Source organism: Streptosporangium canum (genome assembly GCF_900113865.1).
GTDB classification, from domain to species: domain Bacteria; phylum Actinomycetota; class Actinomycetes; order Streptosporangiales; family Streptosporangiaceae; genus Streptosporangium; species Streptosporangium canum.
In genome coordinates this window covers 86,904-100,512 of the sequence record NZ_FOQY01000021.1, presented here as the reverse complement: position 1 = coordinate 100,512, position 13,609 = coordinate 86,904, and the positions used below count along the sequence as shown (strand labels likewise).

12 protein-coding genes are annotated in these 13,609 nt (G+C 69.9%); 3 read left to right on the top strand and 9 right to left on the bottom strand.

All coding sequences use genetic code 11. The features are described from left to right. The first annotated feature begins 422 nt into the window (after positions 1–422). Positions 423–1,193 carry a septal ring lytic transglycosylase RlpA family protein gene (locus BM085_RS46180; RefSeq protein WP_245789731.1) on the top strand — a complete coding sequence of 257 codons (771 nt, stop codon included), beginning with the start codon at positions 423–425 and terminating at the stop codon, positions 1,191–1,193. 133 nt (positions 1,194–1,326) lie between these two features. Here the strand turns inward: BM085_RS46180 and BM085_RS27180 are convergent, their stop codons facing one another. Further along, on the bottom strand, positions 1,327–1,875 hold the full coding sequence (locus BM085_RS27180; RefSeq protein WP_245789730.1) for a DUF1707 and DUF4870 domain-containing protein: 549 nt from the start codon (positions 1,873–1,875) through the stop codon (positions 1,327–1,329). 232 nt (positions 1,876–2,107) lie between these two features. Between BM085_RS27180 and BM085_RS27175 the strand changes: the two genes are divergently transcribed. Continuing rightward, positions 2,108–2,446, top strand: a complete 339-nt coding sequence (locus BM085_RS27175; protein ID WP_031165246.1) for a hypothetical protein — start codon at positions 2,108–2,110, stop codon at positions 2,444–2,446. A gap of 4 nt (positions 2,447–2,450) precedes the next feature. Here BM085_RS27175 and BM085_RS27170 read toward each other — a convergent pair whose 3' ends face one another. The 8 genes from BM085_RS27170 to BM085_RS27135 form a co-directional block, all read right to left on the bottom strand. Then, entirely contained in the window at positions 2,451–3,560 is a 1,110-nt protein-coding gene (locus tag BM085_RS27170) for a DUF4192 domain-containing protein (RefSeq protein ID WP_093889732.1), read from the bottom strand. A 93-nt stretch (positions 3,561–3,653) separates the two neighbouring features. Continuing rightward, positions 3,654–4,403 carry an EI24 domain-containing protein gene (locus tag BM085_RS27165; protein WP_093889731.1) on the bottom strand — a complete coding sequence of 250 codons (750 nt, stop codon included), beginning with the start codon at positions 4,401–4,403 and terminating at the stop codon, positions 3,654–3,656. Positions 4,404–4,422: 19 nt separating this feature from the next. After that, positions 4,423–4,635: a hypothetical protein gene (locus tag BM085_RS43450; RefSeq protein WP_143121089.1), complete on the bottom strand. Its 213-nt coding sequence runs from the start codon at positions 4,633–4,635 to the stop codon at positions 4,423–4,425. Positions 4,636–4,680: 45 nt separating this feature from the next. Beyond that, a complete protein-coding gene (locus tag BM085_RS27160) occupies positions 4,681–5,274 on the bottom strand; it encodes a Maf family protein (RefSeq protein WP_093889730.1) in 594 nt (197 codons plus the stop codon). 11 nt (positions 5,275–5,285) lie between these two features. Next, the gene (gene ftsH / locus BM085_RS27155) at positions 5,286–7,331 is read right to left on the bottom strand and encodes an ATP-dependent zinc metalloprotease FtsH (RefSeq protein WP_093889729.1); all 2,046 of its coding nucleotides are present in this window, start codon (positions 7,329–7,331) and stop codon (positions 5,286–5,288) included. A gap of 312 nt (positions 7,332–7,643) precedes the next feature. Further along, positions 7,644–8,579, bottom strand: a complete 936-nt coding sequence (locus BM085_RS27145; RefSeq protein WP_093889727.1) for a hypothetical protein — start codon at positions 8,577–8,579, stop codon at positions 7,644–7,646. Positions 8,580–9,049: 470 nt separating this feature from the next. Continuing rightward, complete coding sequence (locus tag BM085_RS27140) at positions 9,050–9,742, bottom strand: peptidyl-tRNA hydrolase (RefSeq protein ID WP_093889726.1); 693 nt, start codon at positions 9,740–9,742, stop codon at positions 9,050–9,052. 64 nt (positions 9,743–9,806) lie between these two features. Then, positions 9,807–11,090 (bottom strand): MFS transporter, encoded by a 1,284-nt coding sequence (locus BM085_RS27135; RefSeq protein ID WP_245789728.1) that lies wholly within the window; start codon positions 11,088–11,090, stop codon positions 9,807–9,809. Between the two features lie 794 nt (positions 11,091–11,884). Here BM085_RS27135 and BM085_RS27130 point away from each other — a divergent pair. After that, positions 11,885–13,591 (top strand): ABC transporter family substrate-binding protein, encoded by a 1,707-nt coding sequence (locus BM085_RS27130; RefSeq protein WP_245789726.1) that lies wholly within the window; start codon positions 11,885–11,887, stop codon positions 13,589–13,591. Positions 13,592–13,609 lie beyond the last annotated feature (18 nt).

The following is a 13,609-nucleotide window of genomic DNA, read 5'->3' as shown; positions in this document are numbered from 1 at the left end:
TCACAGAACACCCTGTCTATCCCTCGCAGGACGGCTCGCCACCGTCTCAGGGCTCCCTCATGGACCAGCACATGCGCCCGCGATTCCGTGTGTCCGGAGGTCATGGATCGGATGGGATCCGGCCCGGCCCATGATCTGAGCTGGGCAGATCCATATCAGCTTGGCACAGTTCCTTGATCAAAGTGACATAAGTCACCATTGCGACATTAACTTGCCTTTACTACCTGTTTGTCGCATATGGTCAACCGCATTACGCGGGAGACACCCCTGTACCCCGCCATCGGGACCGGCCGGCGTGCATCCCCCTCTCCCCTGCCCCGTACGGCCTCCCGTGTCCTTCCCCCGATTTTGGACCGTGGTTTCCTTTGGGCTTGCACTCCTCCACCCCGTCCTCCGACAAGTCATCCTCGAAGAGATCGCTGATGAGCAGGCGGCGCCTGACCGTGCTGGCCGCCGGCGTCACCGTGGTGGCCGCGGCATCGACCACCGCCTGGGCGATCTCCGGTGGCGACGCCTCGCAGACGGCCGCCTCCGCCGGTCTGGCCGGTGTGCGGCAGTCCGGCGACCCGACCCCCGGGGCCGTCCCCGGTCCCTCCGCCTCCCAGAAACCGGCGACCGGGAACGCGGAGGCCACCGCCAACGAGATCGCCACCCCGTCCACCGGCCCATCCGCCACTCCTGGCGCCACGGCCGGGCCGAGCACCGCCGCCGAGAACGGCACTCCCAAGACGGAGAGCACGCCACGCGACGCGGCCACTCCCAAGGCCAAGAGCACACCGCGTGACGCGGCCACCCCCAAGACGGGGAGCACATCGCGCGACAGCTCGGCCGCCAAGGCCGAGAGCGCGGCGAAGAGCGAGAAGGCCGGCACGCCGAAGACCGTCTCCAAGCCGAAGGTCCGGGTGATCTCCACCGGGACCTGTGGCGCCTCCTTCTACGACGAGGGGCAGATGACAGCCAGCGGTGAGCGCTTCAACCCCCGTGCGATGACCGCCGCGCACAAGTCCCTCGCCATGGGCAGCAGGGTCCGGGTGACCAACCCCGCCAACGGCGAGTCGGTAACGGTCCGGATCAACGACCGTGGCCCCTACGTGGGCGGGCGCTGCCTCGACCTGTCCAGAGCCGCTTTCTCCGCCATCGGCAACACCGGCGCCGGAGTCATGCGGGTCAAGTATGAGGTTCTCGGCACCTGATCCGGCCTATGGGGCCGGCCTCGCCCCACGCATCGGGCCGGGCCCGCACACCGGGCACTGAACAGAGCACCACCCCCGGCCCGTCCGCCGGGCACTGGACGGCACGGTCGTGCGTCGGTCCGGCTCGCCGGTCCTACTTCACCAGACGCAGTGTGAACGGGTAGCGGAAGTCACCCTCGCCCAGTGCCGCCACGCCTCCGACCACGGACAGGACAGCGCCCCCGAGCCAGAGCACCGGCATCAGCACGAGGCCGACGAAGGTGATCGCCAGCAGCACGGTGGCCCCGAGCAGGGTCAGCTGGAAGTTGAGCGCCTCCACCGCGTGCTTACGGATGTAGGGCGAGGTCTTGCCTGCGGCCAGCAGCATGATCAGCGGGCCGATCACGAGCAGGCCGGTCAGCGGGAGCAGATGCGCCGCCGTCGCGCCCAGGCGGTCTCCGCCCGTCTCCGCCCGGACGTTGTGGTGGTGGCCCGGCATCGGCCGACTGGTCACGGGCGGATAGGACATCGGCCTGACCGGGTGTGAGCCGTACAGCTCATGCATGATCGGCATGAGGTCGCCGTGCACACGGGCTGTCATCGCCCGCTCCAGCCGGTCGTCGAACTCGAGCTTGTCGAACCGCCCCTCGGCATAGGCGGCCTTGACGTGCTCGACCACCTGCTCCCGATCCTGGTTGCTCACCCTGAGGTCGGCGTGTCCGGGCCTCGCACCGGGCGTCGGCACGCCCCCGTGCCACGGGCCTGCCGCTGGTGTCACTGTGCCTGCCATGAACCGACATCCCTTTCGTCGCCGCTTTTCCTTCCATATTTGTCATCAACTTTCGTCCGGTCCATCCGGATGAACCCTTGGATGTCCCTTAGAGTCCACCCTGGCCTCCCGCCATGGAACGCCCCGGAGAGGTATACAAGGAGTCATGAGATGGCGGGATCGCTATGGGTTGAGGCGTCTGCGTGGGCCGAAGATCGCCAAGTTCGACCGTGAGGCAACCGACGCCGACGTCGAGGCGCTCATCGCCTTCGCGAAGTCGCGTCGTGGCGTGGAGTTCTACGTCGAGCCGGAGACTTTCGCGACGGACACCACCGCGATGGCCATCGCGGACGACGGCGAGTGGACCCGGCGCCGGGTCGGCTCGCCCGCTGTGATCCGCAAAGTGGCCCGCGACCTGGCCATGCCCGTCTATGACGTGCAGCTGACCGGTTACCCGCCCCGGATGCGGGCCTACAACGAGCGCCGCAGACGCGCCGAGGGATAACCCGTCACCCCGCCGGCGCCTTCGGCTCCTCCAGTAAAGCGATCATGGGGAGCAGCCAGGCCGCCCGGGGACTGCCCATCTCCTCATCCAGCTCCTGGGAGCTGGGCATCCTCTCCTTGAGCACGTGTGGCGAGAGCAGATGGTGGAGGGCGTGCATGAGCAGATTCGCCATCGAGTAACCGGGGTCGACGTCGCGTGCCCGGGTGAGGGCGATGCCGGCCAGCGCGGAGTCGCCGTCGCACCAGGCGACGACGCCGAGCAGGGACGCGGCCGGAGGCACGAATCTGGGCTCCAGCCGCCGGGTGAGGTCCTGCCAGAGCCTGCGGTGGGCGTCGTGGGCGTCGTCGGTGACGAGCGCCCACGCCTCGTCCCTGATCCGGGTCACCGCCAGGTCCAGCCCGAGCCTGGCCGCCTGCTCGTCGTCGAGCCGCCCACCGGAGGCGTAGACGCCGATCGCCGCACGGACCCGGGCCGTCCCGTCCGCGACGAACTCCGCCGCGAGCCTCCCGACGTCCTCGCATCCGGCGAGCCGGCCCCGCAGTTTCTCCGTGACACGGGCCGTGGTCCGGCGCATGGCCAGCCGCGCGGACCCGCCGACGGGGTCGAGCGAGCGCTCCAGGGTCTCGCGGTCGGGCAGAGCGACCAGTCCGTGCACGGTGGCCTCGGCCGCGATCACATCGGCCTCCCGTCCGTACGGCGTGCCCTCGGCGGGGCAGCAGTCGGCCCGGGAACAGAGGTAGGACCAGTAACGGCCCTCCTCCACCCGGAGCGCGTCGACGACCGTGACCCCGTCCTGGCGCAGCAGCGCGACGGCCACGTCCACGGCGGGGGTCACCAGCGTGCCCGGACCATAGCCGACGACGATGACCTGGCTGATCCCCTCCTTGCGGAGCAGCGGGACGATCCGGCCGAGACCCGGTGCCGCCAGAGGCAGATCCCATCGGATGGTGAGGTGGAGCCGTCCTCTGGACGGCCTGCCCTTCAGGCCGATCATGATCAGGCTGTTGGCGGGGTGGAATCCCACGAGGTAGGGCACGGCGCCGAGGACGTCCTCCGTGGAACCGAGCAGCAGGCGCGGTTGGGAGGCGGGCGGGGCCGGGGTGTCGGTTGTCATGGCCCAGAGTTTCGCCGGATTCCGGCCGCGCCTTGCGCGCTGAACCTCGATCTGTGGACGCCCGGACCTCTGTCCGGCATCCCTGTGGAAAACTCAGACGGGAGCCAGCTTCGCCCTGACCATGATCGCCCCACCCGCCACGGCCGCGGGCATCGCGACCACCGCGACCAGGGGGACGAGGAAGAGCAGGAAGACGAGCACGCCGAAGCCGAGAGCCGAGGCCTTGTTCCTCCGGAGGAGGGCGAACCGGTTCTTGCGCGCCATGCCCCGGCGCTCCATGGCCAGCGTGGTGAGCTCGACCGTGAGGAAGAAGCCCGAGACCAGGGCGCCCAGCACCGGCACCACCGTCTGCCCGATCACCGGCACGAAGCCGAGGAAGAACAGCGGGATGGTGAACAGCAGCACGTATCCGAGGGTGATCAGGCTGTCCTTGACGGACCTGGGGATCGACTTCCAGAGCGGGAGCTCGTGCCCGCTCGGCACCTCACCATAGGACTCCTCGACCTTCTCCGAGAGCTTCTCGTAGAAGGGCTCACCGACGATCAGAGTGACCGCCGTGAAGGTCACCACGGACAGGACCAGGCCGGTACCGAAGATCAGCAGTCCGACCAGTGCCCGGAGGGTCTTGCGCGCCGCCTCACCCCACCCGCTCGCGAACGGTGTCGCCCACTCTGCGAGCCCTCCCAGGTTGGTGCCGAGGAAGTAGAGCGCGACCGCGTAGAGCACGAACACGATCAGGGCGGGGATCAACCCGAACAGCCACCACCGAGGGTTCCGTGCGACCCAGCGCACTCCCTGCAGAAAGAACCCGATGCCGTCCGTAAAGGAGCGGAAATGACCCATGCCCGGAAGATTAGCGGCATCAGTGGATCACCGCGCGACGGCGCCGGGAACACCGCTCCGCTCCACCCCGCGCCTCGCCGTACCGGTGCCGTACCGGTGCCGTACCGGTGCCCGTGCCGGTGCCCGTGCCGGTGCCGGTGCCGTACCGGTGCCCGTGCCGGGCAAGCGACAGGGTGGCGAGCCGGGCCCATGCCGGACGGCAACCGCCGTACGGATCCCTGAATGCCCGCACGGGCCCCGTGGAAGGGCCCGAACGGGAAAAGGCGGGCAGGGCGGGTCAGGCGCTCTGCCAGAGGGTGGGCACGGAGACGCCGAGGGTGGCGAAGAGGCGGCGCAGGAGGGGCAGGGAGATGCCCAGGACGTTGCCGTGGTCGCCGTCGATGCCGTCGACGAACCATCCGCCGGGACCGTCGAGGGTGAAGGCGCCCGCGACGCGGAGGGGCTCACCGGTGGCGACGTAGGCGGCGATCTCGGCGTCGGTGGGGGTGCCGAACCGCACGACCGTGGCACCCACCTCGGCCGCCTCCCGGCCGTCGGCGGCGTCGATCACACAGTGACCGGTGAGCAGGCGGCCTTCCCTGCCGCGCATGCCCTGCCAGCGGGAGACGGCCTCCTCGGCCGAGGAAGGCTTGCCGTAGGCCCGGCCGTCGAGCTCCAGCACGGAGTCGCAGCCGATGACCAGGCCGCTGGTCAGGTCCCGTGCGACGACCGCCGCCTTCGCGCGTGCCAGCGCGAGGCAGAGGTCGCTCGGGGTGTCGGCGATGACGGCGTCCTCGTCCACTCCGCTGACGATCACCTTGGGATCGAGTCCGGCGCTGCGGAGCAGGGCGAAGCGGGCGGGCGAGGCGGAGGCGAGAACGATCTGGGTCACGTCGATCGAGCCTAGCGCGGTCCGCCGCGCTCCCGCCGTACTCCCTCTTCCTCCCATGTGGAGACGGGCCCCTCTTCCTCCCGTGTGGAGACGGGCGCGTCCACGTGCCCGCCACGGGGCAGTCCGGCGGCGGCGTAGGCCTCGGCCTCGCCGAGGGTCTCGTGCTCCAGCAGGGCGGCGACGATGGCGTCCAGGCGGTCGCGGTTCTCCGTCAGGACGCGCAGGGCCACCTCGTAGCACTCGTCCACGATGCGCCGGGTCTCCTCGTCCACGGCGGCGAGGGTGGCAGGGGCGGCGGTGAGCTGGCCGTCGGCGGAACTCGGCAGGATGGTCAGCGGGCCGATCCTGGAGGACATCCCCCAGCGGCCGACCATGCCCCGGGCGATCAGGGTGACCTGCTCCAGGTCGTTCTCCGCGCCGGTGGTGATCACACCGTAGACGACCTGCTCGGCGGCCATGCCGCCGAGGGCTCCCACGATCCGGTCGCGCAGGTACTTCTCGTCGTACGCGTAGCGGTCGGTGTCGGGCGTGGAGAGCGTGACACCGAGCGCCCGGCCACGCGGGATGATGGAGATCTTCCTGACCGGGTCCGCACCGGGCTGGAGCATGCCGAGCAGCGCGTGACCCGCCTCGTGGTAGGCGGTGCGCCTGCGCTCCTCCTGCGGGATGACGACCGCGCGGGCCGTACCGAGCAGGATCTTCTCCAGGGCGTCGGTGAGGTCGCGCGCCCGCACCTTCGCGTTCCCGCGTTTGGCGGCGAGCAGCGCGGCCTCGTTGACCAGGTTGGCCAGGTCGGCGCCGGTCATTCCGGGGGTGGACTTGGCGAGCTGCGCCAGGTTCACGTCGTCGGCGAGCGGCACGCCTCGGGTGTGCACCTTGAGGATCGCCAGCCGCCCGTCGGCGTCCGGCGCGGACACCATGACGGTCCGGTCGAAGCGGCCGGGCCTCAGCAGCGCCGGGTCGAGGATCTCCGGCCGGTTGGTGGCCGCGATCACGATGACGCCCTCGGAGCCGGTGAAGCCGTCCATCTCGGTGAGGATCTGGTTGAGGGTCTGCTCGCGCTCGTCGTGGCCGCCGACGGTGCTGCCGCCGCGGGCGCGGCCGATCGCGTCGATCTCGTCGATGAAGATGATCGACGGGGCCACCTTGCGGGCCTCCTCGAACAGCTCACGCACCCGGGAGGCGCCGACGCCCACGATCATCTCGATGAACTCCGACGCGCCCGCCGAGAAGAAGGGCACGTCGGCCTCGCCGGCGACGGCCCGGGCGAGCAGGGTCTTGCCCGTCCCGGGCGGGCCGGTGAGCAGCACGCCCTTGGGGAGCTTGGCGCCCAGCCGGCGGTATTTGTCAGGCTCCTTGAGGTAGTCGACGACCTCGGCGAGCTCGTTCTCCACCTCGTCGATGCCCGCGACGTCGTCGAAGTCGACCCGGACCTTGCCCGCCTCCACCGGCGTGGCCGCCTTGGACCTGCCCAGGCCGCCCAGCCCTCCCATGCCTCCGCCGCCCATCATGTTGCCCGCCGACCGGCGGATGAACCAGATCCACAGGCCGGCCAGCAGCAGCACGGGCAGCAGCGACAGCAGCAGGTTGACGAAGAAGCCGCGGTCGGCGCTGACCGGCTCGGCTTTGATCTCCACGCCCGCCGAGGTGAGCTGCTGGTAGAGCTGGTCCTTGTCGGCGAAGACCGGGATCTCGGTGGAGAACTTGGTATAGCTGCGGTCACCGCTGTCGGGGTCCTTGGCCGCGTTCTTCAGATCGCCCTGGACGGAGTAGCCCTTGGCGTAGATGTCCTTGACGTTCTTGGCCTGCACCTGCCGGGTGAACTGGGTGTAGGAGACCGTCTCGGTCCCGCCGGTGTCGAAGAAGGACGAGATGAGGAAGAAGCCCGCGTACACCGCCAGGAGCGTGATCAGGAAGCGCCGCCAGTTGATCTTCGGGCGCTGCGGGGCCGGCGGTCCGGAGGGCAGCCCTTCGGACCGCCACGGCTTGGGCTCGTCGTCCCTGTCAGGCCCTTCGGCGTTGGGTCCCTTGCGTTCCTGAGACGCCGGTCGCTCCACGACTCCCCCTCCACTGCCCAGGCCGCCCCCTCGGGGGGATCATCCTGGTAGCGGCGTCCTCAGACGTCCGCCCGGCCCGTGGCGCCCGCGTCCGCGGCGCTGGACGCCCGGCGGGGTCCGATCGTGCCGCCTCGCCCGCGTCCGGCCGCGGCCACGCGGCGGTCCGGCCGCCGGCTCCGGGGCTCGAAGGGTCGGTCTCTCACCTGTTCGGCGGCGGCGAGGGCATCGCAGGCGACGACGGAGAGGTCGGCCATGAAATCCCCCGATTTTCATTAGGCCAGATGAATAAGGCGATTCCTGCCCAGTAAGTGGCTACTTCAACCTGATCGAGGAGATCGCGGTGTTGATGTCGCGCCAGCGCTTGCGCTGGGCGTCGGGGATCGTCACGAAGACCATGGCGGGCTTGGCGCCGGGCACCTCCGTCACGGCGACGGCGGCCATGGAGTAGCGGGGCTTGCCCTTGACCTTGTACTTCACCTGGTAGGCGAGCACCCAGCCGTCCTTGACCGGCTGGGAGGCGGTCCATCTGATCCTGGCGTCCTCGGGGTGGTGGTTGAGGGTCCAGCGGGCGGCCAGCAGCGCGGTGTCCTTCGGGCTCTCCTGCACCTTGATCGGCACGGGGCAGCTGACGAGCATCGCCCGGGTCGGCACGCCCTTCACCTTCGGCAGCACCTGCTTGGTGGAGAACGGCGCGGCGCCGTGGGGCTTCCACGGCTTGCCGAGCCGGGCCAGCGACACACCCGACCTGGCGTCCTGCAGACGGCGCTTGGCCTTGTACTCCTTGCCCGGCAACCGGCCGAGCCGCTTGTCGCGCGGCAGGCCGGGGACGCGGGGGTCGGCCAGGGCCGCCACCACCGCCGCGCTCCGTCCCTGAGCGCCGGCCGCGCTCGCGGTCGGCGAGGGCGCCGACGGGGAGGCCGGCAGCGAAGAAGAGGCCGACGACAGAGGGGAGGGAGCCGGCGGCGAGCTGACACCGGGCGGGGGCGTCGCGGCAGATGGCGCGGCGATCGGCCCCGACGCTTCCCCGCCCGGCTGATCTGAGGAGCCGGAGTACACGAACCCGGCCACGGCCGCGACGGCGGCCACGACCACCGCGGTGACCACGGCGAGAATCCGGTAGATGACACGCATCGGCAGGTCGCCGATGCGCGACTTCTTGACCGGTGGCCTCGGCGGGCTCAGCGGCGGCTTCGGCGGGTCGTCAAGGGCGACCCTCGGCAGCTCGGACGTGGCCGCCTCTGCGGTCACATACGTCGGCGCAGAACCCGTCCCCCGGGTCCCCGGAGTCCCATCCAACCCATCGAGCACGATCGGGAGCGTACGACAAATCCGGTTTTCTCGTGCACGATACCCATCACACTTCGGGAACGAGTACCTTCCTCCGTGTAACGACCGCCTCCCGTGTGACGAGTATCTCCTCCCTGCCGGCTCCCTGTCGGCAAAAGGCCCGCCTGCGATGCTTCGGCGGTGCCCGTGGAACGATCCGGCGGTGCCCGTGAAGCACCGGGCAGAGCTCCGCTTCCACCGCACCTCACGTGAGACCGGGACCCGCACCGATCTGCCCGCCGTCCGTCCCGACGGCCCCCGGACTCCGGGTGGCGGGGGACGAGACCGCCACCGTCGAGCATCCGGCCCTCCGCGACGGCCGCTACGACGACCAGCGCGCCTTGCCGACGACCGCTACGACGACCAGCGCGCCTTCTCCCCGGCCGGCGTCGTCAAGATGACCTGAGCGGCCCGGAGCCGGCGGGCCGGAAGCCTCCGTGACGCAGCCACGGGGCGTCCGCGACGACCGTGCACGAGCCCGGTTCGATCTCGGTGAACCCCGCGTCCCGGACCACCGGCAGGCCCGAGCCGGTCAGCGCGGCCCATCCGGCGGGGTCGGCCGTCCGTACGGCGGCCGCCAGCCCCCGGTCCCGCCACGCCTGCCGGGCCCGCTCGTCACTGCCCCACCAGGCGAGCTGAGCCGCGTGCCCGGCCTGGGCCATCGCCTTGCCCGCCGACATCTCCAGCTCAGGGTTGATCCAGAGCGTCACCTCCCGCGCCGGTCCCGGCGGGGCCGAGTCGGTCAGGTCGGTGCCGGAGACCTGGAGCCTGGACAGGTCCTTGGGCCAGTCGTCGAGCGGCACCGGCGGGTGGACCCGCACCTCGGCGGTGCCGCAGGTCACCGTGATGCCGGGCAGGTCGAGCACCCGGCGCCACTCGGCCCCGCGCGCCCGCCGGACGACCTTCCTGATCCCGATGTCCTCCCAGGACCGGACCGCCTCGGCCCATTCGCCGTCGCCGAGGGCGCGGGGGTCGTTGAGCAGCGTCAGCACGGCCAGCGCGGCCGCCTCCAGGGCGTCGGTGCGCTCCGGCGGGTCCGCCCGCTCGATCCTGACCACCAGCGGGAGCACCTTCTGACCGGTCATGCGGCCTCCGCCCGCCGCGTGACCGATCCGATGCCGTGCCCGCCGACTGATCCGCTTCGCTCATTCACGCGTTCAAGGATGCCCTCTTGGCGATGACGACCGACATCAGGGCGGCGATCAGGCAGAGGAACCCGGCCGCGTACCAGGCGAGGTCGTAGGCGCCGAAGTGGTCGCGGGTGAGCCCCGCGCCCACCGCGGCGACGGCCGCGCCGACCTGGTGGGAGGCGAAGACCCAGCCGAACACCACCGCGCCTTCGGAGCCGTAGATCTGCCGGCACAGGGCCACGGTGGGCGGGACGGTGGCCACCCAGTCGAGGCCGTAGAAGATGATGAAGACGAGCATGCTCGGCTCGGCGGTCGCCCCGAACAGGCTGGGCAGCATCATCAGCGACAGCCCGCGCAGCCCGTAGTAGGCGCCGAGCAGGACCCGCGAATCGACCTTGTCGCTCAGCCAGCCGGACGCGATGGTCCCGGCGACGTCGAAGATCCCGACCAGCGCGAGGAGCCCCGCGGCGGTCGGCTCGGCCATGCCGTGGTCGTGGGCGGCGGGGATGAAATGGGTGCCGACCAGGCCGTTGGTGCTCATACCGCAGATCGCGAACCCGCCGGCGAGCAGCCAGAAGGGCCGGGTCCGCGCGGCGCTCCGCAGCACACCGAGCGCGTGCGCGGCGGCCCTGCCGGCCCCGCCGGCCCCGGCGGGCGGGGCGGCCGTGACCGTGCCGGGCTCGGCTCCCAGGGCGGTGGTGCCCACCTCCTCCGGACGGTCGCGCAGCAGGAACCAGACCAGCGGCACGACGACGAGGGCGGCGGCGGTGACCGTGACGGCGGCCGTGCGCCAGCCCTGCGCGACGGCGAGGTGGGCGAGGACGGGCAGGAAGATGAGCTGCCCGGTGGCGCCGCCCGCGGTGAGGATCCCGGTGACGAGGCCGCGGTGGCGGACGAACCAGCGTTCGGTGAGGGTGGCGGCGAAGACCAGGGCCATCGATCCGGTGCCGAGGCCGACCAGGACGCCCCAGCACAGGACGAGCTGCCAGGGGGCGTTCATCAGGATGGTGAGCCCACTGCCGGCTGCGACGAGCAGCAGCGCGCCCGACACCACCCGGCGCATGCCGAAGCGGTTCATGAGGGCGGCGGCGAACGGGGCGGTCAGGCCGTAGAGCATGAGGTTGACCGAGACGGCCAGCGAGATGGTGCCCCGGGACCAGCCGAACTCCTCCTGGAGGGGGGTGATCAGCACGCCGGGCGTGGCGCGGAACCCTGCCGCGCCGAGAATGGCCACGAACGCGACTCCCGCCACGATCCAGGCGCGATGCAGCCCGCGCTTACGCGTCTGAAGAGTCGTTGTCATGCGGCCAATCATGGAGACCGGCGGCACGCCCGACGAGTGGCCCGAGTGTCAATGTCCGAAAATATCGGGCCAAGCCGACGGCACCGCCGGTACGGCCGGGCCGGGAGGGGCGGGCCGGACGGCGGGCGGGGATCTTTCCGCCCGCGGCAGGCGCCGCTTTCCGATCTCCCGGCACCCCAATCGCAGACCGGCTACGGAAAGTGGCCCCGGGAACACGGTCTGGGATAGCAATTCCGCACATGAGATGCTTCATCGATCTGATATAAGCGAGGAAATCCCTTCCGAAAAAAGGAACTCCGACACGGGCCGGAGCGGAGACCGCCGCCACAGAACCCGCGCCGCCGCTGCGGACACGCCGGTCCACGGGTTCCGGAGAGCCGGAAACCCTACTCCTTGATCACCGTACGTGAGCAAAACCGCGATCCTCGCCGGAGTTTCCGGACAGCTCGCCGCCGCCTCGAACATCTGAGAATCTTCCGACGGTCCCCCGAGAGTCTTCCGAGGACTCCCCCGATCGTCACTCTCCGTCATCTCACATACTGGGACTATTCGGTCAAACGTTACGTTTTTCCTGATCCTCACCGATTGAGGAGTTTCGCGCTTCCCGCCCGACTTTGTTACAGCTTGGGGCGGTGCCGGTCTCAGGTCTGCAACACCCAAGTCGTCCTACTTGTCCGAGGTGGAGTCCCGGTGCTCAGCTTTGTTCGACAATGCTGGCGGCTGACCTCAGACCGGACAATTAAAGGAGTGCTGGCGTGTTCCAATCGCGGACATCTGGCAAGTTTCTAGCTGCTGTGGCAGGAGGTGCGCTCCTGCTGACCGCCTGCGCGGGTAACGACACGGGGGCGGACAAGCCGGCCGCGTCGGGCTCGGCGTCAGCCTCGGCTCCGGCTGCACAGAGCATCACGTACGCCTACGAGCAGGAGTTCCACTCCTACAACGGCAACACCGCCGCGGAGAACGCCACCCGTAACAACGGCCCCCTCCAGCGCGTGCTGACGGGCTTCTGGTTCTACGGCGAAAAGGGCGCCATCACGCCCGACAAGGACTTCGGCACCTACGAGAAGACCGCCGACGACCCGCTGACCGTCGAGTACACGATCAGCGACAAGGCCGTCTGGTCGGACGGCACGCCGATCGACTGCGACGACGCCCTGCTCTGGTGGGCTTACAAGTCCGGCAAGATCAAGGGCTTCTCCGCCTCCGGCACCGACGGCGTCCAGGACACCAAGGTGCTCGACTGCGACAAGGGCGGCAAGAAGTTCTCCCTCGTCTACGACAAGCCCTTCGCCGACTGGGTGGCCAACGGCCCCGGCGCGGCCGAGATCATGCCGGCCCACGTGGTCGAGAAGCAGGCGGGCCTGTCCGAGGACGAGTTCATCGCCGCGGTCAAGGCCACCGACGCCAAGAAGCTCGAGAAGGCCATCAAGTTCTTCAACGACGGCTGGGTCTCCGAGGGCTCGCTGCCCGCGGCCGAGCTCATCCCCTCCTCCGGCCCGTACAAGATGTCCAAGATGGACGCCGGCCAGTCGCTGACCTTCGTCGCCAACGACAAGTGGTGGGGGACCCCGGCGGCCACTCCGACCATCGTGGAGCGTTTCATCGCTCTCGACGAGCAGGCCCAGGCCCTGCAGAACCGCGAGGTCCAGATCGTCGAGCCGCAGCCCGGCCCCGACGTGCTCAACCAGCTCAAGGCTCTGGAGGGCGTCCAGGTCAACCTCGGCGACGCCTACACCTACGAGCACCTGGACTTCAACTTCGACTCCAGCCCGTTCAAGGACAAGGCGCTGCGTGAGGCCTTCGCCAAGTGCGTGCCCCGGCAGCTCATCGTCGACAACCTGATCAAGCCCGTCGCGCCGGAGTCCAAGCCTCTGGAAGTCCGCAACGTCGCTCCGTTCCAGAACAACAGCGCCGCGGTCGTCGCGGCCAGCGGCGGCGCCGGCGTCTACGCCCAGCAGGACATCGAGGGCGCCAAGGCTCTCCTGGAGAAGGCGGGCAAGACCGGCCTGGAAGTCAAGATCGGCTACCAGACCCCGAACCCGCGCCGTACCGCTGCCGTCCAGCTCATCATCGACTCCTGCAACAAGGCCGGTTTCAAGGTCGTCGACAAGGGCTCCGAGGACTTCTTCGGCACCGTGATGCCCGCCAACGGCTACGACGTGGCGCTGTACGCCTGGTCGGGCTCCTCCCTGGTCAGCGGCTGGGCCTCCACCTTCACCACGCCGAAGAAGTGCGACGGCGAGAACAAGGGCAACAACAACGGCTGCTACTCCAGCAAGAAGGTCGACGAGCTCATCAAGAAGCTGAACTCGACCGTGGACCTGGCCGCGCAGGACCCGCTCATCGCCGAGATCGAGAAGAACCTCTGGGCCGACCTGGCCACGATCCCGCTGTTCCAGCACCCGGGCCTCAGCGCGTGGGACGAGACGGTCAAGAACGTCATCCCGAACCCCGCGCAGTCGACCATCACCTGGAACATGGACAAGTGGAGCCTGTCGTAACCCCCTCGTTCTAGGGCC